The 21,391-nt window shown below is 69.2% G+C and carries 14 protein-coding genes and 2 pseudogenes; 6 read left to right on the forward strand and 10 right to left on the reverse strand.

What is annotated here, in order from left to right; genetic code table 11:
• From ACV4UX_RS09865 to ACV4UX_RS09890, 6 genes and pseudogenes are all read right to left on the reverse strand, one after another.
• Positions 1-309, reverse strand: a pseudogene (locus ACV4UX_RS09865) (hypothetical protein); the annotation flags it as partial.
• Positions 310-391: 82 nt separating this feature from the next.
• Positions 392-796: a response regulator gene (locus tag ACV4UX_RS09870; protein ID WP_491593121.1), complete on the reverse strand. Its 405-nt coding sequence runs from the start codon at positions 794-796 to the stop codon at positions 392-394.
• A 159-nt stretch (positions 797-955) separates the two neighbouring features.
• Positions 956-4,192 carry a sensor domain-containing protein gene (locus ACV4UX_RS09875; protein WP_491593122.1) on the reverse strand — a complete coding sequence of 1,079 codons (3,237 nt, stop codon included), beginning with the start codon at positions 4,190-4,192 and terminating at the stop codon, positions 956-958.
• A 98-nt stretch (positions 4,193-4,290) separates the two neighbouring features.
• Positions 4,291-6,978 carry a response regulator gene (locus tag ACV4UX_RS09880; RefSeq protein WP_491593123.1) on the reverse strand — a complete coding sequence of 896 codons (2,688 nt, stop codon included), beginning with the start codon at positions 6,976-6,978 and terminating at the stop codon, positions 4,291-4,293.
• Positions 6,979-7,103: 125 nt separating this feature from the next.
• Positions 7,104-8,774 (reverse strand): annotated as a pseudogene (locus ACV4UX_RS09885) (sulfite exporter TauE/SafE family protein).
• 170 nt (positions 8,775-8,944) lie between these two features.
• Complete coding sequence (locus tag ACV4UX_RS09890) at positions 8,945-9,466, reverse strand: 4Fe-4S dicluster domain-containing protein (protein ID WP_173083769.1); 522 nt, start codon at positions 9,464-9,466, stop codon at positions 8,945-8,947.
• A gap of 695 nt (positions 9,467-10,161) precedes the next feature.
• On the opposite strand from ACV4UX_RS09890, the gene ACV4UX_RS09895 reads away from it, so the two are divergent.
• Together ACV4UX_RS09895 and ACV4UX_RS09900 are read left to right on the forward strand one after the other, a co-directional pair.
• Positions 10,162-12,243: a molybdopterin-dependent oxidoreductase gene (locus tag ACV4UX_RS09895; protein WP_491593124.1), complete on the forward strand. Its 2,082-nt coding sequence runs from the start codon at positions 10,162-10,164 to the stop codon at positions 12,241-12,243.
• Between the two features lie 92 nt (positions 12,244-12,335).
• Positions 12,336-14,729: a transglycosylase SLT domain-containing protein gene (locus tag ACV4UX_RS09900; RefSeq protein ID WP_491593125.1), complete on the forward strand. Its 2,394-nt coding sequence runs from the start codon at positions 12,336-12,338 to the stop codon at positions 14,727-14,729.
• Between the two features lie 59 nt (positions 14,730-14,788).
• Here the strand turns inward: ACV4UX_RS09900 and ACV4UX_RS09905 are convergent, their stop codons facing one another.
• Both ACV4UX_RS09905 and ACV4UX_RS09910 read right to left on the reverse strand, forming a co-directional pair.
• Positions 14,789-15,310, reverse strand: coding sequence for a hypothetical protein (locus ACV4UX_RS09905; protein WP_491593126.1), 522 nt, complete (start codon positions 15,308-15,310; stop codon positions 14,789-14,791).
• A gap of 111 nt (positions 15,311-15,421) precedes the next feature.
• The gene (locus ACV4UX_RS09910) at positions 15,422-16,570 is read right to left on the reverse strand and encodes a DNA polymerase IV (RefSeq protein ID WP_491593133.1); all 1,149 of its coding nucleotides are present in this window, start codon (positions 16,568-16,570) and stop codon (positions 15,422-15,424) included.
• A gap of 94 nt (positions 16,571-16,664) precedes the next feature.
• Here ACV4UX_RS09910 and ACV4UX_RS09915 point away from each other — a divergent pair, with 94 nt between their 5' ends.
• The 3 genes from ACV4UX_RS09915 to ACV4UX_RS09925 all read left to right on the forward strand — a co-directional run bounded on the left by ACV4UX_RS09915 (position 16,665) and on the right by ACV4UX_RS09925 (position 18,780).
• A complete protein-coding gene (locus ACV4UX_RS09915) occupies positions 16,665-17,531 on the forward strand; it encodes an NAD(P)-dependent oxidoreductase (protein ID WP_491593127.1) in 867 nt (288 codons plus the stop codon).
• A 142-nt stretch (positions 17,532-17,673) separates the two neighbouring features.
• Positions 17,674-18,183, forward strand: coding sequence for a nitroreductase family protein (locus tag ACV4UX_RS09920; protein WP_491593128.1), 510 nt, complete (start codon positions 17,674-17,676; stop codon positions 18,181-18,183).
• Positions 18,184-18,207: 24 nt separating this feature from the next.
• Complete coding sequence (locus ACV4UX_RS09925; protein ID WP_491593129.1) at positions 18,208-18,780, forward strand: flavin reductase family protein; 573 nt, start codon at positions 18,208-18,210, stop codon at positions 18,778-18,780.
• 114 nt (positions 18,781-18,894) lie between these two features.
• Here ACV4UX_RS09925 and hgcB read toward each other — a convergent pair whose 3' ends face one another.
• Together hgcB and hgcA are read right to left on the reverse strand one after the other, a co-directional pair.
• Entirely contained in the window at positions 18,895-19,197 is a 303-nt protein-coding gene (hgcB, locus tag ACV4UX_RS09930; protein ID WP_491593130.1) for a mercury methylation ferredoxin HgcB, read from the reverse strand.
• Positions 19,198-19,208: 11 nt separating this feature from the next.
• On the reverse strand, positions 19,209-20,618 hold the full coding sequence (gene hgcA / locus ACV4UX_RS09935; RefSeq protein WP_491593131.1) for a mercury methylation corrinoid protein HgcA: 1,410 nt from the start codon (positions 20,616-20,618) through the stop codon (positions 19,209-19,211).
• 43 nt (positions 20,619-20,661) lie between these two features.
• Here hgcA and ACV4UX_RS09940 point away from each other — a divergent pair.
• A partial coding sequence (locus ACV4UX_RS09940) for a hypothetical protein (protein WP_491593132.1) occupies positions 20,662-21,391 on the forward strand: 730 nt, incomplete at its 3' end.

A 21,391-nucleotide genomic window follows, 5' to 3' on the forward strand; every position in this document is an offset into this window, starting at 1 on the left:
GGGCTGCCGTTGCATGCGGGTCGCTTCGGCGGGCTGGGTGGGAAATGAGCGGCGCGCGGGGTCCAGGGAGGCCAGGCGGGAGCGGATGAACGTGCCGCCGCCGTTCTCGATCATGGCGCGCACGTTGAAGCGGCATTCGCGCGGGGCGTAGAGGCCCGAGAGCAGGCCCGGCCCCATGCCCGAGTAGTAGTGATGGTCCGCAGGGCTCGCCAGGGTGACGTGGTGCCCGGCGTCACGGAAGACGGAGGCCGCCTTGAGGACGCTCAGGTGGGCGTGGCCGCCGCCCAGGAGCAGCAGATGTTTTCCCATGCTGCCCACCATGCGGCAAAGCGGGGAAGAAGGCAAGGGCGGGGACGGCTTGGCCCTGCGGGCACGGCGCGTCCCCGGCGGCCTAGTGCTCTGCGATAAGCCCCAGGCGCTTCATTTCGGCCAGGAGGGCCTTTTCCTCGATGGGCTTCTGGAGGAAGGCCGTGGCGTCTCCCAGGAACATGGCGTTGTGGGTGTCCTCGGCGTCTTCGAGCACCGAGGTGATGATGATCTTGGCCTGTCGCTCCCTGGGCACGCCCCTGTCCTTTTCCACGTCGCGGATTTCGCGCATGGCGGTGGCCCCGTCGATCTCGGGCATGCGCAGGTCCATGCAGACGAGGTCGTAGGGTTTGGCCTGCTTGAGGGCCTGCTGGAAGGCCATGATGGCCTCCTCGCCGTTCTCGGCCACGTCGCACAGGGCGTAGGGGTGGAGGATGTACTCCAGGAAACTGCGGGAGTAGAAGTCGTCGTCGACGATGAGCACGCGCATGACCGTCTCCGGCTGTTGAGGCTGGCCAAGGAAAACAGGCGGTTGAGTTGGTTGTCTAGCCCCGGATTCCATGGGCTGTCAAGGCGTGGCGACAGGGCGCGACCGGGGCGCGACCGGGGCGCGGCCGGGGGGCGGCCGGGGTGCGGGAAGAGCCCGTGCCTATTGGCCGGGAAAGGAGTCCTGGGTCAGGAGGGCCTCGGCCTCCTCGGGCGGCACGGGCTTGGAGAAGAGGTAGCCCTGACCCAGCTGGCAGGCCAGTCCGTGCAGTTCGTCCAGCTGCCCGGGCAGCTCCACGCCCTCGGCCACCACTTCCAGGCCCAGGTTGTGGGCCAGGCCCACGATGGCCCCCACGATGTCGGAGTTCTCCTGGCCGTCGCCCATCTTGCCCACGAAGCTGCGGTCGATTTTCAGGGTGTCCAGGGGGAAGCGGTGCAGGTAGGCCAGGGAGGAGTAGCCCGTGCCGAAGTCGTCGATGCTGATCTTCACCCCCAGGTCCTTGAGGTGGGTGAGCATGCGCGAGGCGAATTCGGCGTTCTCCATGACCTTGGTCTCGGTGATCTCCAGCTTGAGGGTCTCCGGGGGGATGCCCGTCTCGTCGAGGATGGCCTTGATCTCGCCCACCAGGTCGAGGCTCATGAACTGCTTGGCGGAGAGGTTCACGCTCATGGAGAGGGGCGCGCCGTCGGGCCGGAGCTTGAGCCACTGGGCCAGCTGGCGGCAGGCGCTGCGCAGCACCCAGCCGCCGATGACCATGATGAGCCCCGTCTCCTCGGCCACGGGGATGAACTCGGCCGGGGGCACGATGCCGCGCCGGGGGTGGTTCCAGCGCGCCAGGGCCTCGAAACCCTCGATGCGCCCGGAGGCGATGTCCACGATGGGCTGGTAGTAGAGCATCAGCTCGTGGCGCTCCACGGCGAGGCGCAGGTCGGTCTCCATCTGGAGCAGGGAGGTGGCTGTCTGGTGCAGGGTGGGGTCGAAGATCTCGTAGCGGTCCTTGCCCAGGGCCTTGGCGCGGTACATGGCGATGTCGGCGTCGCGCAGGAGGTGTTCGGGGCGTTCGTAGGTCCAGGTTTTGAGCACCACGCCCACGCTGGCCGAGGTGAACACCTGGCGGCCCTGGATGGCGTAGGGCCTGGAGACCTCGGCCATGATCCGCGAGAGGATGTGCGTGGCGTCCAGGGTGCCGGAGATGTCGTCCACGAGCACGGCGAACTCGTCGCCGCCGAAGCGGGCCACGGTGTCCATGGGGCGCAGCGCCTTGCGCAGCCGGTCGGAGACCTCCACGAGCAGGGCGTCGCCGGCCTGGTGGCCCAGGCTGTCGTTGATGATCTTGAAGCGGTCCAGGTCCAGGAAGAAGACGGCGAAGCGGTAGGAGTGCTTGCGCTGGGCGCGGTGCAGCGCCCAGTCCAGGCGGTCCATGAAGAGGATGCGGTTGGGCAGCCCGGTGAGGGCGTCGTGGAAGGCCTGGTGGCGCAGTTGGTCTTCGGCGGTCTTGCGGGCGGTGATGTCCTGGACCATGCCCTCGTAGTACTGGAGCTGGCCGTCCTCGCCGCGCACCTCCCAGGCGGACTCGCTGACCCAGATCGTCGCGCCGTCCTGGCGGCGCAGCTCGGACTCGAAGCCCAGCACCCGGCCCGTGGACGTGAGCAGGCGCATGAATTCGGCGCGCCGGGCGCTGTCCACGTGCTGTGGGCCGGTGAGGCCCTGGGCTTCCATGAATTCTTCAGGCGAGGTGTAGCCGTGGATGCTCGCCAGGGCCGGGTTGGCCGAGACGTAATGCCCGCTGGTGTCGGCCTGGTAGATGCCGTCCAGGGAGTTGACGAAGATGGAGCGGTATTTGGCCTCGGCGCGGCGCAGTTCCTTCTCGGCGCGCTTGCGCTTGGAGATGTCGATGATGGTTCCCTCGAAGTAGAGGGGGCGTCCCGTGGCGTCGCGCACCACGCGGGAATGCTCGCTGATCCAGATGACGCGCCCGTCCTTGCGGTACACCTGGGATTCGAAGGCCGCCACGCGTCCCTCGCGCTCCAGCACGGCGCGGAAATCCTCGCGCCGCTCGGGGTTGACGTAGAGCATGGCGGGGATGTCGGTGCACTCTTCCATGAGCCGCGCGGGGGAGTCGTAGCCCAGGATGCGCGCCAGGGCCGGGTTGGCCGAGAGGAAGCGCCCTTCGGGCGTGGACTGGCAGATGCCCTCCTGGGCGTTCTCGAAGATGGCCCGGAATTTCTCTTCGGCGTGGCGCAGGCGCTCCTCGGCCAGCTTGCGGGCCGTGACGTTCTCCACCGTGCCTTCCAGGAAGCGCGCGCCGCCCGGCCCTTGCACCATGCGCGCCGAGAGGGCCAGCCAGATGGGCTGGCCGTCCAGACGGCTCACCAGCACTTCCAGGCCGGACACCGCGCCCGACTCGTCGAGCCTGCGCCACAGCTCCAGGGCCTGTTCGGGGTCGCCCAGGAAGAGTTCGCACTGTTCGGGTCGGGCCAGCAGCTCCTCCGTGGAGGAGCAGCCCAGGATGGCCGCCAGGGCCGGGTTGACCATGGTGAGCTTCAGGTCCAGGGTGGCCTGGAAGATGCCCATCACGGCGTTGTTCACCACGCTCCGGTACTGCTTCTCGGCCAGGCGCAGGGCCTCCTCGGCCTCGCGCCGGGCGGTGATGTCGATGTAGGTCCAGAACATGCCCAGGGGCGTGCCCCCGACGTTGACGGGGCAGGAGACCACCAGCACGTGGACGCGTTCGCCGTTCTTGCGCACGCGCACGGTCTCGCGCTGCACGGTGGCGCTCATGGTGGCCCGGCGGCGCAGGTCCGAGGAGTCCTCGGCCATGTCGCCGGGGACCACCAGGTCCTGGATCCTGCGGCCCCGCGCCTCGTCCGGGGTGTAGCCGAAGAGTTCCTCGAAGCCGCGGTTGATCTCCACCACGACATCCTGGGCGTCCACCACGGTGATGGCCTGGGGAAAGTTCTCGAAGAGTTGGGCGAAGAAAGCGCCCTGGCGGATGTCCCCGGCGCTCGCGGTGCGCGAGTGCCCCACGAGGTTGCGGGTGAGGCGGCGGCTGAAGGCCAGGGCCAGCTGGTCCTGGCGGGTCAAGCCCACCGGCCCCGCGCCCTCCAGGGCCAGGGCCACCTCCTGCCAGGCGTCCTCGCCGTGGGAGGTCAGCAGCACCGGGAGCCCCGGGCGCAGTTCGCGCGCCAGATTCAGGCAGCGGCCCAGATCGGCTGCCGACAGGGCCGACGAGACCACGAGCATGTCCCACTCGCCCTCCCGCAGGGCGGCTTCAAGGGCCTGCGGACCGTCGGTCCAGGACCAGACCGGATCGAAGGAAGCCTTGGCCAGGCTGGCCGCCAGGTGCTCGGCGGCGTCCTTGCCAGGATGGGTGAAGAGAACTCTGGGACTGCTGCTCACGTTTCACTCACGCGCAAGGGGCCTTGTGCGCCCCGTCGGGTGCCAGAGGCATAGCGGATTTGCGTCGGACAAGGCTAGGAGAAAAAAAGGTCGATTTTTCAATTTGTTGACAGTTCCTGGTCCGTCAGGTGGCGTCCCGCCCGCTCCAGGAAGGCGTCCAGGGCTTCGCGGAAGGCCAGCATGGCCCCGTGCTCCTGTCCGTCCAGGCGGCGCAGCGCCGCCTCCAGATCCAGGCAGGCCCGGGCCAGTGCAGGCGCGCCGAGGCTTCCTGCCAGACCCTTCACGGTGTGCGCCGTCTCGATGAGCGCCTCGCGCTCGCCGCGCGCCAGGCTCTCTGCCATGGCGTCGCCCAGGCTGGCGTAGTCGCGCAGGAAGCTGGCCAGCAGCCTGCGGTACAGGGCGCGATTGCCCATGAGCTGGCCCAGGGCGCGTGTGCTGTCCAGCACCGGGAGCGATCGCCCGCTCCGCGAGGAGCCGAGCAGTTGCGCGGCCAGTTCCTCGAACAGCCTGGCCGAATCCAGGGGTTTGGTGAGGTGTCCGTCCATGCCCGCCGCCAGGGAGCGCTCGCGCTCCTGGCCGGAGGCCCGGCCCGTGAGCGCCACCACGGGGAGTTCGGCGCCTCCGGGCAGGCCACGGATGGCTTGCAGCACCTGATAGCCGTCCATGTCCTGCAGCCCGAGGTCCAGGAGCGCCAGGTCGATGTCGCCGTGGGCCAGTTCCCTCAGGGCGTTCTCGCCGTCCTCGGCCAGCACGGCCTCCACGCCGCCCAGGGCGAGCATGCGGGCGGCCGTGTGGCGGCTCAGGGGGTCGTCCTCCACCACGAGCACGCGACGGCCGACCAGGCGCTGATCCACGGGGAGGGGCGTTGCGGACGCCGCATTCCGAGGGTCGGTCGGGTGTCCCTTCGAGGCGCGGCCCTGAGCGGAGGGGGCCGCGTTCCGGTCCAGTACGGCGGCAATGGTTTCCAAGGCCTGACGGCAGGCGTCCAGGATGCGCAGGAGGTTGTCGCGCTGTGTTGCGGAAAGCCCCCCGGCGTGCAGTGTCAGTTCGGCGAGTCCCATGGCGGCGTTCAGGGGGGTGCGCAGGTCGTGCCCGAGGGCGGAGAAATCCACCGGGGGGGGCGGCTGGAGGGACAGGTCCGTGACGTCCATGACCGCGCTGAAGGCCCCGGTGAAGCGTCCGAGCGGGTCGTGCACGGCGCACGTCCGGATGGCCGCCGTGGTGGATGCGCCGTCCGGGCGGGTGACGCGTTGCAGCGCGGAGTAGGCGCGCACGCGGCCCTGGGCCATGTTCTGGAATCGCTTCCAGGCAGCGGCGCGCTCTTCCGGTGCCAGGAGCGTCAGAAACGAGGCGTCTGCGATGCGGGAGGGTTCAATTCCTGTCCAGGCTGCCACGTTGCTGCTGGCGTAGCTCAGGCTTCCCTGGCGGTCCAGGGCGAGGAAGGCGCAGTCCAGGCCTTCGAGCAGTGCCTCGGCGTCGCCTTGGGGACGCTCCATGCGCTCCGGCGCGTCCGCCTTTGCCTCAGCGAGTTGAAGCACGAAGAGCAGCCGGAGGGTGTCGCCCTCGCGCAGGCAGCCGCAGCGGATTTCCGCGAGCCGCGTTTCACCCGTCGGTCCGTCGATCCTGCAGGGCTGCGTGCCGCCCTGGCCGCGCATGGCCATGGCGGCCAGGCGTCCCACGTCGCCGTCGTCGAGGTGGAAGAGCCGGGCCAGGGGCGTCCGGGCCAGGGCGTCCGGCGTCCGGCCCAGCAGGCGGGAGGCGGCCTCGTTGGCCTCCGCGACGCAGAGGGTGGAGGGGTCGGCCAGAAGGAGCGCCGCCGGGTTGGACAGGAACATGCCCCGACCCATACGGCGCGCGTCCGCGAGCTCTCTCCGGGCCTTCTCTCTCGCGCGGATCTCTGCGGCGAGCCTTTTGCACACGCACTTCAGACGCTGCGTCCGGCGTTGGGACAGGGCGCGCAGGCGCGCGGACCCCTTGTGCAGAATCCTGGACAGGAACAGGACCGCAAGGCCCGCTGCGGCCGAGGCCGCAGCAGCCCAGGGCATGCCGCGAGCCGGCTGGTCGGGGCGGCCCATGCGCAACGTCAACTCCATGCCCGACAAGACCAGCGTGCGGGCCGTCTCCTGCAGGTTGTCCTCCCAGCCCGCGCCCGCCAGACGCAAGGTTCCCTGTCCGGCGGACTCCTCCAGGAGGAAGGCCACGCCGCTTTGGGACAGGGTGTCCAGTCCGGCGCGTTCAACCAGTCGTTCCACGCCCATGAACGCCACGGCCATGGCCCGGGAGAGGCCGGCACTGTCGAACGGCGCGCGCGCGTAGAGCGCGCGGACGCCGTGTCCCAGACGCAGGGAGCCCAGGGAAAGGCTCTGGGGGTCGTCCGGGCGTTCGCGTCCCGCGCGCGCGAGGGGGGCCAGGCCCGGCAGCTCCATGCCGGTGAGGGGTTCGAAGCCCCGGGCCGGATAAACCTGTGTGACCAACCCGGCATCAGCCAGGCAGAGGGTTTCCACGGCGGGGAAGATGTTCATGGTGGCGCGGGCGTGCTCGCGCAGGTTCGCCCCATGCTCCGCGCCGCGCTCGCGCGAGGCCAGGGCGGACAGGACCCTTGCGGCGTCCACGAGCTGGCCCAGCAGTGCGCGGATGTCCTCCGCCTTGGCGGTGCAGAGCGTCTCGAGGCCTGCCCGGTCCTGCCGGCGCTCCTGTTCATTCACGAGGACGAAGTGATAGAACCCCGTCCCTGAGACGAGGAGGAACAGGAGCGCTTGAACGAGGCAGGCCTTTACTTTTTCCATGTTGCGCCCGCCGGTTGCCGACGGCAAGGCCTTCATCTCAGATGCACTACGGTTTGTAAACGCGTGCAAAACGAAGGCCCCGTCCGTAGCCGGACGGGGCCTCGCAAGCCGAATGCAGGCCGGGTCTAGAAAAGGCCCAGCAGGGAGAGGCCCAGGAGGGCCAGGCCCACCACGGCCACGCGCTTCACCCACAGGGGGCTGATGCGCTTGGCGATCTGGGGGGCGATGTAGCCGCCCAGGATGGCGGCCGGGAACATGATCAGGAAGAAGGTCAGGTCGAAGTTGCCGAACTGGTAATGGCGGATGGAGCTCATGGCGGTGTTGAAGAAGATGGCCAGGAGCGAGCTGCCCACCACCAGGTACATGGGCAGGCCCAGCACAACGGTCATCAGGGGCACCATGAAGGGGCCGCCGCCGAAGCCGAACATGGAGGCCACAATGGCCAGGATGAAGGCCCCGATGCAGCCGATCACGATGTTCACCTTGAACTCGTGGCCCCAGAATTCAACGATCATATACATGGAATGTCTCCTTTCGCTCTCTGGTTAGGCCTTGGCCTTGGCGTTTTCCTCGGCGCGCTTCTTGAATTCCTTGAGGATGGCCTGCTCCTTCTTGTTCTTTTCCAGATACCCGGGGGTGGTCTGCCAGAACATGAGGGCGCCCAGGACGAGGAGGATCCAGCCGAAGACGAACTTGAACTGGTCGAGGGTGATCAGTTCCGTGAGCTTTGGCCCGATGAAGCCGCCGGCGGCCATGGCCAGGCCCATGACCACGCCCAGCTTCCAGCTGATGAACTTGATCTTGGAGTAGTTCACGATGCCCGAACCCTGGGAGAAGAGCACGGTGGGGGTGACGGTGCCTGCCACCACGGTGTGGGGCAGCACGGGCCAGATGGAGAGCAGGATGGGGTTGAGCAGGAAGCCGCCGCCCGCGCCCATGAGCACGCCGAACACGCCGATGCCCAGGGTGAGCAGGAAGGGGTAGATGATGTTCATGGAGGTACCGGCGTTCTCCATGTAGAGCACGGGGAAGGCGATGGAGTTCTCCACCACGGCGGGGGCGCTCTTCTCTTTGTCGGCATAGGCCACGATGCTGTACTTGCCGGGGGCGCTTCCGTCGGGGATCTTCACCACGGCGGAATACGCGCCGTCGGGGGCCACGTCCACGGTGGCGGAGAGCAGCTTGCCCTTGTTGCGGAAACGGGCCTTGGTGAGCTGCATGGAGCGGCGCTTGGTCTCCTGGGCGTCGAGCTTGGGCAGGGGTTCTCCGCGCGAGCCGAGGATGGAGGCCATGATGGTGGACTGGAAGGCGTCGATGGCGATCTTGGACGGGACGTTGTAGGCCACGTCCGCGCCGAGCTCCTTGAGCACCTGCGAATACTGGAACTTGGGCCCCGACCCCGCGACCTTGGAGAGGGCCTCGGCCTTGTCCTTGGGCAGATAGATCTGGTAGAATGCGGGCAGGCCTTCGGTGAGGTAGAGCTTGTAGGGAGGCGGGGTCTCGGGGTTGGGCTTGGCGCTGTCGAAGAACACCGAGCGCACCTTGTTGTCGTTCCAGACTTCCAGGTACACGCCCTTGCCCGCAGGGGCCTTGCCCGTCACCTTGACCTCGCCGCCGTTCTTCAGGGCGGTCTTGTCCACGTTCAGGGTGATGGCGCCCGAGGCGGGGGCCGCGGCGGCGGCAGGGGCCTGGGCGGGGTCTGCCGCCTTGTCCTGGGCCTGACCGAAGGGCACGTAATACGACGCCATGACCAGGCACAGCATCACCATCGCCACAATCGCACGTTTTCTCGACATCGCTAGCGTCTCCTTGTGTCCACGGTTCCCGCGCCGGGGCGCGGCCTCACTCTCGCCAAGGGCCTAGTGTTGCGTCCTCAAAATCCGTCCATACGGATTGTCAAGACAAGCAGCCAAAACCATTGATATTCATTTTGAAAAACACATTCATGTTTTTCAACGTCGCGAAACTAGAGCCCCCCTTCCTCCAACTGGTGCTTCAAAAGCTTTTCGCCCCACGAGGCCCGCACCGAGCGCGAGGCCACGTTGGGCCGCACGAACTCCAGGGCGTGGGCGCAGCAGCCCGTCACGCACGCCGGATTCTTCCCGGCGTCGAGCCGGTCGCGGCAGAAGTCGCACTTGATGGCCTTGCCAGAGGCCTCGTCCCACTGGGGGACGTTCCACGGACAGGCGATGATGCAGGCCTTGCAGCCCACGCAGAGCTTGGTCTGCACGAAGACGATGCCGTCCTTTTCGCGCCGCGTCATGGCCCCGGTGGGGCAGGCGGAGACGCACCAGGGCTCCTCGCAGTGGAAGCAGGGCATGAACAGGCTCATGATCCTGGGCTTGCCCGCCTTGTTCACCGGCCCGACGCTGACCAGCTGGCCGAGCCTGGCGCCCAAGGGAACCCGGTTCTTGGACTTGCAGTGCACCTCGCAGGCCTTGCAGCTGATGCAGCGTTTGGCGTCGGTCTTGATGTAGTAGAGGCTCATGCTTTCCCCCGCGGCCCGAAGCCGCCTTGGCTGTTTCCGCCGGATGCCTCCGGGGGGCGTCCCCCGTCGTCCCGACGCGCCCCCGCGCGCGGTCCGCTCCGGCCCTGTCGGTCTACTCTATCGGGTGTATCTATCGGTACCCTTGGGAATATTAAATTCTGTCGATACTCCCTGGAAGTATTACACCCTGGAAAGAAAAGCGCAACTGCTTCTCTTCTTGTGAGAAACCTTCGCAGTCCGTCTTGTCGCAACGTCCCTGGCCCTGTCCGGCAGGTACGACCTCCCGAAGGGCGCTTCCGGCTGCGGTCCGCCCACCCTGGCAGCCTCGAAGGCCGACGTCCGCTTCGCCGGCCGGAGGAGCGACTGGGTGGATCGCTTCGCCGGTAACGCGCTGCAACAAAAGGCTTTTCAAGGGGTCTCCCAAAGCAGTGCGTCTTCCCGCGCTCTTTCCGAACATGCCGTGGCGGCCTGGAAATCACACCGCAACAGTATGGATTGTTTTCTTCCAGAGTGCGCCCCGACTCCATACGGTCAATTCGCCGTCACGACAAGCCATGTTATTATTATCCCAAGCGCCGCGCCGTCTTGTCATGATTTTTCGGAACTGTTACGGAGGTGGACAGCGGTTGGATGCTTCCGCTCTTGCAACCGCGCACCCCAGATTGTTCCAACCGCGATTCAGCCAGGAGGCGTTCATGTCCAAGAAGGAAGTCTTCAGCGTCTGCGGCATGTGCACCGTGCGCTGCCCCATTCTGGTGGACGTGGAAGACGGCGAGGTCCGTTTCATCCAGGGCAACCCCAACTCCCCGCTCAAGGGCGCGCTCTGCGCGCGCGGAGCGGCAGGGCCCGCCCTCGAAGCCGACGCCGAACGTCCGCAGCACCCCATGATCCGCACCGGAGCGCGCGGCGAAGGCAAATGGGCCCGCGTAAGCTGGGACGAAGCCCTCGACCACGTGGCCGGCAAGCTCAAGGAGCTCATGGAGCGCCACGGTCCGCGCACCGTCCTCTTCTCCGACCGTGGCGGCCCCTTTGTCGACCTGCACCAGGGCTTCATGCGCGCCATCGGCTCGCCCAACTACTGCAACCACGACGTCTCCTGCGCCCGCAACGTGCAGCACGCCTGCCGCTCCGTGACGGGGCTGGCCCGCACCGACCTGGTGTACGACTATTCCAACGCCAAGCACGTCGTGCTCCAGACGCGCAACATCTTCGAGGCCATCAACGTGGCCGAGGTCAACAGCGTGCTGGACGGCATCGCCAAGGGCGCGGAGCTCACCTGCATCGACATCCGCGCCACGGTCACGGCCTCCAAGGCGGACAACTTCTTCATGATCCGCCCCGGCACCGACTACGCCTTCAACCTGGCCGTGATCCACGAGCTGCTCCACAAGGGCCTCTACGACAAGCACTTCGCCGAGCTCTGGATCAAGGACCTCGACCGCCTGCGCACCTTCGTGGAGCCCTATTCGCCCGAGTTCGCCGCCCGCGAGTGCGGCGTGGAGGCCAAGGCCATCGTGCAGCTGGCCAAGGACCTCTCCAAGGCCGCGCCCCACGTGATCTGGCACCCCGGCTGGATGACCGCCCGCTACAAGGACTCCTTCTACGTCAGCCGCACCGCCTACATCATCAACGCCCTGCTGGGCTCCATCGGGGCCAAGGGCGGCCTGCCCCTGGCCAGCACGCCCAAGGACGTGGGCCGCAAGGGCATCAAGAAGCTCGTGGACCTCTTCCCCAAGCCCGAGGAGAAGCGCGCCGACGGCGTGGGCTGGAAGCTCCCCGCCCACGACGCCGGGCCGGGCCTGCTCCACAAGGCCTTCGAGGCCATCGAAACCGGCGACCCGTACCCCGTCTCGGCCTACATCGCCATGCGCCACGACCCTCTCATGGCCATGCCCGACCCCGACGCCATCCGCCGCATCTGGGACAAGCTGGACCTCCTGGTGGCCGTCACCTTCTCCTGGTCCGACACGGCCTGGTACGCCGACGTGGTGCTGCCCATGTCGCCGTATCTCTCGCGCGAGTCCATCATCGCCCAGAAGGGCGGCCTCAAGCCCCAGTTCTTCTACCGCCAGCGCGCCCTCCAGCCCCGCTTCGAGACCCGCGCCGACTGGGAGATCCTGTCCGGCCTGGCCGAACGCCTGGGCATCGAGGGTTTCGCCTTCAAGTCCATCGAGGACATCTGGAACTACCAGCTGGACGGCACCGGCGTCTCCATGGCCGACCTGGACAAGAAAGGCTTCGTGGGTCTGGCCGCCGACCCCCGCTACCTCTCCGTGGAAGACCTCAAGTTCGCCACGCCCTCGGGCAAGCTGGAGATGGTCAGCGAGAAGTGGGAAAAGGCCGGGTACGAGTCCCTGCCTGTTTACGTCTCGCCCCAGTCGCCCCCGGCGGGCAAGTTCCGCATCGCCTTCGGGCGCGTGGGCACCCACACCCAGGGCCACACCGTGAACAACCCGCTGCTCAACGAGCAGTTCCCCGAGAACGTCCTGTGGATCAACACCGCCAGGGCCAAGGAGCTGGGCGTCAAGGACGGCGACGCGGTGACCGTTTCCTCCAACGGCCACACGGGGCGCATCAAGGCCTTCGTCACCGAGTTCATCCACCCCGAGGCGGCCTTCATGGTCCACGGCTTCGGCCATCGCCTCCCGGTGGAGACCAGGGCCAACGGCAAGGGCGTCTCGGACAACGAGCTCATGCCCGGCGGCCTGGGCGTGGAGTCCGCCCCGGGCGGCGGCCTGGCCATGCAGGAGTTCTTCGTTTCCGTGCAGAAGGCCTAGGGTCGCGTAGAGTGAAATGAAAGGCCCGGACGGTTCTCCGTCCGGGCCTTTTCCGTCTTTTCGACGGGCGCGATACGGCCTAGGATAGGGCCATGAAACGACCGCTTCTCGCCCTGGCCTTGTTGCTCATGGTCTCGCTCCCGGCCCTGGCCCAGGACGTTCCGGGCGATTCCCCCAGGGATCTCCCGCTGCCCCGACCCCTCTCGCCCAACGTGCCGGACCTCAGGAACCGACTCGCCGCCCTGGAAACCAGGCCCCGCACCGCCGAGAACGCCCTGGCCCTGGGCGTTCTGCGCTTCCAGAACCGCCAATGGCAGGAGGCCCTGCCCCTGCTGGAGCCCCTGGCGTCCGGTCGTTCCCCCCTGTCCGCCTGGGCGGCGCTCTTCGCCGGGGCGGCGCGGCTGCGCCTGAACGACCCCGCCGGGGCGCTCGCGCATCTGGGTTCCGTTGACCCGTCCGATCCGGTCCTTGGGGCCGAGGCCCTGCTCGTCTCCGCCTACTGCCTGGAGGCCCAGAGCTCGCCAGAGGCCCTGGCGCGCTACCGCCGCTTCCTGGACCTGCCGGACCAGCCCCTGCGCGCCGTGGCTCTCTGGCGGTCCGCCCCCCTGGCCGCCGCGGCGGGAGACGCCCGCGCCGCCGGGGAGACCTACCGGGAGCTGTTCACCAGCCTGCCCTGGACCGCCTCGGCCGAGAAGGCCCTGCCACAGGCCCAGGCCCTGTTCCGCGCCGGTCGCTCCTCCTACGACCCTGATTCCGCCGAGGCCCTGCGCGCGCGCATCGAGACGCTTCTGGACCGATCCCAGGCCGCCAAGGCCCTGCCGCTGCTCGACCGCTACGCCGCCGCGCCCGGGTCCGACCCCTTCCGCGCCGCCTACCTGAGGGGCAAGGCCGCCTACAGCCGGCGCGACACCGAGACGGCCGTCCAGCTCTTCGAGGACGCGGCCCGTTCGCCCGATCCCACCTTGGCCGCGTGGTCGCTCTACCACCAGGGGCGCGCCCTCTGGCGCTTCTCGGGGCCGGAGGACGCAAGGGCCATGGAGGGGCTGTTGAGCCGGGCCCTGGATGCCTCCCGCTCCCTGCCCGACGGAGCCGACCTGGCAGAGGCTTCGCGCAGGCTGCTCCTGCTCCTGGCCGTGGAACGCGGACGCTTCGCCGAGGCGCTGCCTCTGGCGCGCGCCCTGGCCGACTCCGGCCCCGAGCCCACCGAATCCCGCGAGCAGGCCGCGTGGCTCGCGGGGCTTCTGCGCCACGCCCTGGGCGACCAGGCCGGGGCCGTGGGGGATATGGCCGCCTTCCTGGAGCGCTTCCCCAATTCCGACTACGCCCCGGGGGCCTGGTACTGGACCGGCCGCGCGCGTCTGGAAGCGCGCGATCCCGAGGGCGCGCGCCAGGCCCTGCGCCGGGTGCTCGCGCGATGGCCCAACGGCTACTACGGCATGCTGGCCTCCCGGCGTCTGGCGGCCCTGGACGCGGCTGCGGGCGTGAGCGTTCCGGCCGTGGCGCTCGCAGGGAGCGGACCGGGTTCCACTCAGGCGTCCGTCCCGGTCAGCGCTTCTGGGATCGGGTCGGCGTCCGTTCCGGCGGCTGCCCCTGGCTCCGGCCCGGCTGTGGCTGAAGGCGTCGCCAAGGTCTCGTCCCAGGCGACCGGCGTGCTCTCAGCTCAGGCTCCGACACCGACGTCCGTTGCGTCCGGGGTTGGCGTTGGCGCGCCGCTCCCTGTCGCCGGGGACCCGCCCGCCTGCCCGGACGCGGCCGCCTCGGCCCCGCCCGGCGCGGCCCCCTATCTGGAACGGGCCGCCCTGCTGGAAGCGGCGCTCCTGCCCGAGTTGGCCGAGCGCGAGCTTGCGGCGCTGGTGCAGCTCCATCCACAGGACCCGGCCAGCGTGCTGCGCTACGCGCGCCTGGCCGAGAGCCTGGGCAACCACGCCGCCGCCGTGCGCGCCGTGGGGCGGGGCTTCCGGGCGTGCCTGGCCAGGGGCTCGCGGGAGGCGCTGGCCCCGCTGCGGGAGCTGGTCTACCCCAGCCGCCACGGCGAGCTGATCGAGCGCAACCTGGCGGGCAGCGGCGTGTCCCCGGACATCATCCGGGGGCTCATCCGCCAGGAGAGCTTCTTCGACCCCGACGCCGTGAGCGGCGCGGGCGCGGTGGGGCTCATGCAGCTTCTGCCCTCCACGGCCAAAAGCCAGGCCGAGAAGTACGGGGAGAAGGGCTTCAAGACCGAGAGTCTCAAGGACCCGGCCGTGAACATCCGCTTCGGGGTTCGCTATTTCCTGGAGCGCTACCGCGAATACGGCGGCAGCCTGCCCCTGACCCTGGCGGGCTACAACGCCGGGCGGGTGAAGGTGGGCGTGTGGCGCGAGTTCCTGGGCGGCCTGGACCAGGAGTTGTTCGTGGAGTTCATTCCCTACACGGAGACCAGGGACTATGTGAAAAGGATTCTGGGGAACCAGGCCATGTACGGGCTGTTGTATCCGGCAGCCCGCTGAGGCCCGTCCGTCAGCGCCCTTCCGTTCCAGTCCGGCCGGGGCAGCCAGTGCGGCCCGGCTCAGCCCTCTCCATGCCCCTCGGGCGCGTCGAGCCGCCCCGGCCGCAGCAGGACCAGGCAGTGCTTGAGCATGAGCCAGGCGCTCCAGGCCAGCAGCGCCGCGCCGATGCCGAAGAGGAGCAGCTCCTCCTGGCTGGTGTTCACGATGGAGTCCGGCAGCTTCACCAGGGCCACGCACACCTCCATGAAGAGCCCCAGCAGCAGGTAGCACAGGCCGTATTCGTGGCAGTGGTGGTCCACGGCGGCCTGGGTCTTGTCCTCGTGTTCGGGGTAGAGCCTGAAGATGTTCATGAAGGCGTGGCGCTCCTCGATGGCCACGCCGTAGCCGATGAGGATCACGCCCAGGTTCTCCACGATGTCCTCCATTTCCTTCGTGTTGTCCTGGGCGTTGAACAGCAGGGGCGCGAGTTCGTGGAGCGAGAGGACGCCGATGGTCACGAGTAGCGCGTTGATGAGCACGATGCTGTAGCGGCTGGTCAGGGCCAGCAGGAGCCTCACGAGCAGGGGAGGGGACGGTTTCACGGCGGGAACTCCTGGGCGGCCGGGCGCGTGCGGCGCAATACGTCTGAAAGAAATTTTTTCGCAACGCTATACGATGCGCCCGGGCTTGTCATCACGCCCGCTTGGCGGCCCTCACTCCTCGAAGATCCGCCCCCGCTTCACGGCGGCCTTGCCGTGCTTGTCGCGGATGGCGTCCACGGCGCGGTCGAGCTTGGAGGTCTTCTGCCGGACCGGGTCCTCCAGCAGGGCCAGCTGGCGCGGCCCCCTGGCGAAGTTGGAGACGCCCACGCCGATCAGGCGCACGGCCTTGGCCAGGCGTTCCTGGTCCAGCAGGCGGCAGGCCGTGGCGAAGATCTCCTCGTCGGCGTCGGTGGGCTCGGGCAGCGTGTGGCTGCGGGTGATCTGCTTGAAGTCGCTGAACTTGATCTTGAGCGTCACGGTGCGGCCTGTCAGCCCGTGTTTGCGCAGGTCGCGCCCCACGCGCTCGGCCTGGCGCAGGAGCCAGCGCTTGAGGGCCTCGGGGTCCGTGAGGTCCTTCTCGAAGGTGTTCTCGGCGCTGGAGGACTTGGGCTCGCTGCTGGTGGAGATGTGCGTGGAGCCCCGCCCGCCGGCCCGGGCGTGCAGCGCCAGGCCCCACTCGCCAAGGCGCGCCTCCCAGAATTCGGCCGAGTAGCGCAGCACGTCCCCGCAGGTCTTCACGCCCAGGGAAGTCAGGCGCGGCAGGGTCTTGCCCCCCACGCCGGGGATCTTCCCCACGGGCAGCTCGCGCAGGAAGGCCTCCACCTCGTGGGCCTCGATGACGGTCACGCCGCCCGGCTTGCGGTAGTCCGAGGCGATCTTAGCCAGGAACTTCACCGGGGCCACGCCCACCGAGCAGGAGAGCCCCACCGCTTCGCGCACCCGGGCCTGGAGCCTTCGCGCCAGCTCCTGCGGGGGGCCGAAGAGCCTGCCGGTGCCGGTCACGTCCATGTAGGCCTCGTCCACGCTGGCCTGCTCCACCAGGGGCGAGAACTCGCCCAGCACGGCCATCACCTGGCGCGATATTTCGCCATAGCGCCTCATGCGCCCGGCCACGAACACTCCCTGCGGGCAGAGCCTGCGCGCGTGGGCCACCGGCATGGCCGAGCGCACCCCGTAGGCCCGCGCCTCGTAGGACGCGGCGGACACCACCCCCCGGTCGCCCTTGCCCACGATCACGGGCAGGCCCCGCAGCGACGGGTCGTCCAGCTGCTCCACCGAGGCGAAGAAGGCGTCCATGTCCAGATGGAGGATGCGCGTCACGTTGTCCATTGACTTGCCGCCCGGATCGGATGGATAGGCTTGTGATGCCCGCCTCGCGGGCGTCCGGGAAACCCATAGCCCAAGGACCAGACAAATGAAACTCGCCGTCGGATTCGCCGGGATGGGCATCATGGGCAAGGCCATGGCGCGCAACGCCGCCAAGGCCGGCCACCATGTGGCCGTGTACAACCGATCGCCCCTGGCCTCGGGGGACGCCGAAGGCCTGGAGATTGCCGCCACCCCACTGGAGCTGGCCCGATGCCGCGACGTGCTGGTGCTCATGCTCACCGGTCCCGAGGCCGTCGACGCCGTGCTCTGGGGCGAGAACGGCATGGGCCCGGCCCTGGGCCCGGGCAAGACCGTGGTGAACATGAGCACCGTCCCCCCGGTCTACTGCGCCTCCCTGGCCGGGAGGCTCGCGGCGGCCGGGGCCGTGCTGGTGGACGCGCCGGTGTCGGGTTCCAAGGTCCCGGCCCAGCAGGGCGCGCTGGTGATCCTCGCGGGCGGCCCGCGCGACGCCGTGGACGCCCTGGAACCCCTGTTCTTGTCCATGGGGAAGAAGGTTGTCTACTGCGGCGAGGCCCCCAAGGGTTCCATGATGAAGATGTCCGTGAACCTGCTTCTGGCCTCCATGATGGAGGGCCTTTGCGAAATGCTCGTGTTCGGGCGCGCGGGGGGGCTCTCGGACGAGGCCATGCTCCAGGTGGCCCTGGGCGGGCCGCTTGCCTGCGACCTCTTCAAGGTCAAGGAACAGATGCTGTTGCAACGCAAGTTTCCGGCCCAGTTCCCGCTCAAGCACATGCACAAGGACCTGCGCTTCGTCACCGACACGGCCACCGACATGCGCTGCCCGGCCCCCAGCGCCTTCACCAACCTCCAAATCTTCAACCAGGCCATGTCCAAGGGCCTGGGGGAGCTGGACGTCGCCGCCGTGGTCGAGGCCCTCGAAGGCATGGTCTGATCCGGCCTCCGGGAGGGGGCGCTAACATCCGGGACCGTTCTTGACGCCGCCCTCCAGCCGGTGCAGGGGAGAGGCGCGCCTGCGCGCCAGAGCAGGGCCGTAAAGCTGACAGAGGCGCGCCTGCGCGCCACGGAGGTTACTCATGGATGCCCTCGACTGCCTCTTCACCCGGCGCTCCATCCGCAAGTTCACCGCCGACCCGGTGGACCCCGTAGCCCTGAACACCGCCCTGGAGGCCGCCATGAGCGCTCCCAGCGCGGGCAACGCCCAGCCCTGGCATTTCGTCCTGGTGCGCGAGCGCGCCTTGCTGGACGCCGTGCCGGGTTTCCATCCGTATGCGGCCATGTCGCGCCAGGCCCAGGCGGGCGTGCTGGTCTGCGCCGATCCGGCGCTGGAGAAATATCCCGGCTACTGGCCCCTGGACTGCGCCGCCGCCGTTTCGAACCTGCTGCTGGCCCTGCACGCCCAGGGGCTGGGGGCCGTGTGGGTGGGCGTGTGGCCCGAGGCCGACCGGGTGGAGAACTTCCGCAAGCTTCTGGGCGTGCCCGCCCAGGTGATCCCCCACAGCTGGGTTCCCGTGGGCGTTCCAGGGCAGCCCGCGCAGCGCGCCGACCGCTTCCGGCCCGAGCGCGTCCACGAAAACCGCTGGTAACCAGCCATCCAAGGAGTATCGGTCATGAAGACATCCCTCGGGGCCAAGACCCTGGCCTCTCCCACACCTGCCTGGGTGGTCTGCGCCTACGACCAGGCCGGAAAGGCCACCGGCGCCACCATCGCCTGGGGCGGCATCTGCTGCTCCAAGCGGCCGTGCCTGGCCATCTCGCTGCGCGCCGCCACCTACACCCACGGCTGCATCATGGCCCGCCGCGCCTTCACCGTGTGCATCCCGAGCCAGGACCAGGCCGCCGTGACCGACTACTTCGGCATGGCCTCGGGGCGCGACGCCGACAAGTTCGCGGTGGCGGGGCTCACGGCGGCCAAGAGCCAGCTGGTGGACGCCCCCTTCATCGAGGAGTTTCCGCTCGTGGTGGAGTGCCAGCTGGCCCACGTGCACGAGCTGGGGCTGCACACCCAGTTCGTGGGCGAGATCAAGGACGTGAAGGCCGATCCCGGCGTGGTGGGTCCCGAGGGGCGCATCAACCTGGAGAGCATGGGCACGGTGCTCTACGCCCCCGGCTCCCGGCAGTACTTCGGCCTGGGGCCGCTCCTGGGGCCTGGCTTCGCCCTGGGCGGGTCGTACATGAAGTAGCGGAGAGCTCCCGGCCGGACGCGTGCGGCGTCCGGCCCGGCGGAGCCGTGACGCTCCGTCGCGATTGCGGGGAGACGTCGAGCGCGCTGGAAGCGGTCTTCGTCTGGCGGGCCGTCAGCAGCAGGTGGAGGAGCCGTCGCCCCCGCAGTCGCACGAGGGCGGACCGCCGGTGATCCAGCCGTGGATGATGGCCCGGGCGCAGCCCACGCCCTGGCTCACCTTCAAAGCCCCCTCGGGGCAGTTGAGGGCGCAGGCTCCGCACTCCATGCAGGCCCCGGGGTCGGCCAGCCGGGCCTTGCCGGGTTCGTGGCCGAACACCGCGTGGGGGCACACCTCGCGGCACGCGCCGCACCCCGTGCAGAGGGATTCGTCCAGCGTGAGGGTTGCCACGCCCTCGATGTAGCGCAGTGCGTTCATCGCGTCGTCTCCTACCAGCCCAGGCCCCAGCGCCACAGGGCCAGGGCCGCCAGCAGCCCGGCGGCCTGGGCGGGGATGGCCCTGCGCATCTCGCGTTCCACGCCCGTGGGCGAGGTGTATGTGGAAGATCCCGTGAAGTGCATGCCCCACCAACTGCCGCCCACCACAGCCCCCAGCCACGCCCCGGCCGCTCCCGCCGCCGGGAGCCCCGCCAGCAGCGCTGCCGCGCCCGCCAGGAATCCCGCCTCGGCCCCCTTCAGGCTGAAGGCGCGGCCCGGCAGCCGGGGCAGGAGCAGCGGCATGAGCACGTTGCCCGCCAGGAATCCCAGAACAAGCGACCCCATGCCCCAGCACAGGCCCGTGAAGGCCCGGGCAAGGTTGAACCAGCCGCTGCCGAGCCCAGCCAGCACGAAGAACGCCGCAGCCGCCCAGGCGAACGTCATGCGTTCGTTGGAGAATTCCACCAGCCCCACCTTCACGCGTTCGGCGGCCGGGAAGTCCACGCGGCGCATGGCGGGCGTGGCCTTCATCCCGGCGGCCAGGTAGGCGGGCAGGTCGGCCGCGCGCACCGGGCCGAAGAGCGCCCGGAAACCGCTGTCGGCCTTCACCTCCCGGGCGTTCACCCCGGGCGCGCCCAGTTGCGGGACCACCACCCGGCGGTGGCGCACCACGCGCTCCAGGCCCACGGCCTGGATGCGCCGGACCAGTTCGTGCGTGCCGAACGTGCCCTTGCCCGCCGCGCACCACACGTTCACGCCCTTGGTGTCCAGCACCAGCAGCCAGGCGTCCAGGCCCGCAAGCTCCCGGCGCAGGGCGTCGAAGGTGAGCTTGTAGTTGGCCGTGGCCAGCACCGGGCTCTCCGGCCCAGGCGAGCCAACGGCGTAGAGCCCCGGGGCCACGCGGTAGCTCCCGCGTCCCACGCCCAGGCGCACCAGGGCCACGCCCAGGCGGTCGGGGCGCTCTAGGCGGGTCTTCACCACCGGCACGGGTCCGGCCGGGGTCTCCAGGAAACGCTCCACGAAATGCCAGCGACGGTAGCCGGGGATCTCCGGCAGGGCGGGCGCGGCCGGGCCGCAGCAGGAGGACGCCCCCGAAGGGGCGCAGCACGAGGGGGCCGGATCGGGAGTGCAGCAGGGAGACGCGCCCGCCCCCGGACCAGACGCGGCCGCAGGCGCGCAGCATGACGGAGCGCCCGCCCCCGGACCAGGCGCGGCCGACGGAGCGCAGCACGGCCGGGAGGGCGGCGCGCAGCATGGTGAAGCATCCGCCTCGGGACCAGGCGCGGCCGACGGAGTGCAGCATGGTTGGGGCGCAGGGGTGCAGCACGAAGGGGAAAGGGGGGCTCCCTCTTCCGGGGGACGCCGGGGCGAAGCGCCCGCGTCCGACCGGCCGGGCGCTCCGGGAAGGATCAATTCTCGCATGGGGAGGTCTTGCCTCCGACGCCGCGTTTTTGCAAGATGACGCATGACCGACCAAAGCCCGGCCCAGCAGTCCCTGGACCTCCTGACCATCCCCGCCACCGGGTACGCCGCCTACTGGCTCTCCATGAAGCGCCTGGTGGACAAGCGCCGCACGCCCGACGCCCTGGCCCAGGAACTCCAGTACGCGGCCGAGCCCTACACACGGCTTCTGCTTCAGGCTGCCTCCTCCACCCTGGAAGAGGAACTCCTGCGCCGCATGGCCCAGGCCAAGGGCCGCGCCCTCACGCGCGACTGGAGCCGCAAGCTCGTCCTGATCCGCCAGACAGCCAGCGCCGTGGCCGTGGCCGAAAACCCCGGCAAGACGCTCATCACACTCTCCGGAGCCTTCGGAGCGCCCGTGGTGGACGAGGCCCGCACCATGGAGCAGGCCCAGGGACTGGTGGAGACCATGAAGGCGGGTAATCTCGACCTGGCCGTGTTCCCCGACGTCTCCCACGCCACCCGGCCCGACGAGCTGATCCTCAAGCTCCTCTTCTTCGCCCTCTGGGCCAGACGCCACGGCAAGACGGGACTGGCCGCCTTCCTGCCCGGAGCGGGGTTCCACTACCTCTCGGGCGCCCTGCGCCTGTGCATCGACGGCCTGGACGAACCCTTCATCCGCAGACGCCTGGACGCCCAGGCCCGCGAACTGCTCGCGGACGCCCGCCACAAGATGCGCCTGGGGCTGGAACTCGCCCTGGCCATCCGCGCAAAGTGCCCCTACGACGACGTGC

Source organism: Fundidesulfovibrio sp., from assembly GCF_058402725.1.

Bases quoted from the DNA above. Each gene is read 5' to 3' on its own strand.
- ACV4UX_RS09890 (WP_173083769.1), bottom strand. From the start codon at position 9,466: ATGAGCCTCTACTACATCAAGACCGACGCCAAACGCTGCATCAGCTGC.
- ACV4UX_RS09900 (WP_491593125.1), top strand. From the start codon at position 12,336: ATGAAACGACCGCTTCTCGCCCTGGCCTTGTTGCTCATGGTCTCGCTC.
- ACV4UX_RS09880 (WP_491593123.1), bottom strand. From the start codon at position 6,978: ATGGAAAAAGTAAAGGCCTGCCTCGTTCAAGCGCTCCTGTTCCTCCTC.
- ACV4UX_RS09920 (WP_491593128.1), top strand. From the start codon at position 17,674: ATGGATGCCCTCGACTGCCTCTTCACCCGGCGCTCCATCCGCAAGTTC.
- ACV4UX_RS09895 (WP_491593124.1), top strand. From the start codon at position 10,162: ATGTCCAAGAAGGAAGTCTTCAGCGTCTGCGGCATGTGCACCGTGCGC.
- ACV4UX_RS09870 (WP_491593121.1), bottom strand. From the start codon at position 796: ATGCGCGTGCTCATCGTCGACGACGACTTCTACTCCCGCAGTTTCCTG.
- ACV4UX_RS09915 (WP_491593127.1), top strand. From the start codon at position 16,665: ATGAAACTCGCCGTCGGATTCGCCGGGATGGGCATCATGGGCAAGGCC.
- hgcB (WP_491593130.1), bottom strand. From the start codon at position 19,197: ATGAACGCACTGCGCTACATCGAGGGCGTGGCAACCCTCACGCTGGAC.
- hgcA (WP_491593131.1), bottom strand. From the start codon at position 20,618: ATGCGAGAATTGATCCTTCCCGGAGCGCCCGGCCGGTCGGACGCGGGC.
- ACV4UX_RS09925 (WP_491593129.1), top strand. From the start codon at position 18,208: ATGAAGACATCCCTCGGGGCCAAGACCCTGGCCTCTCCCACACCTGCC.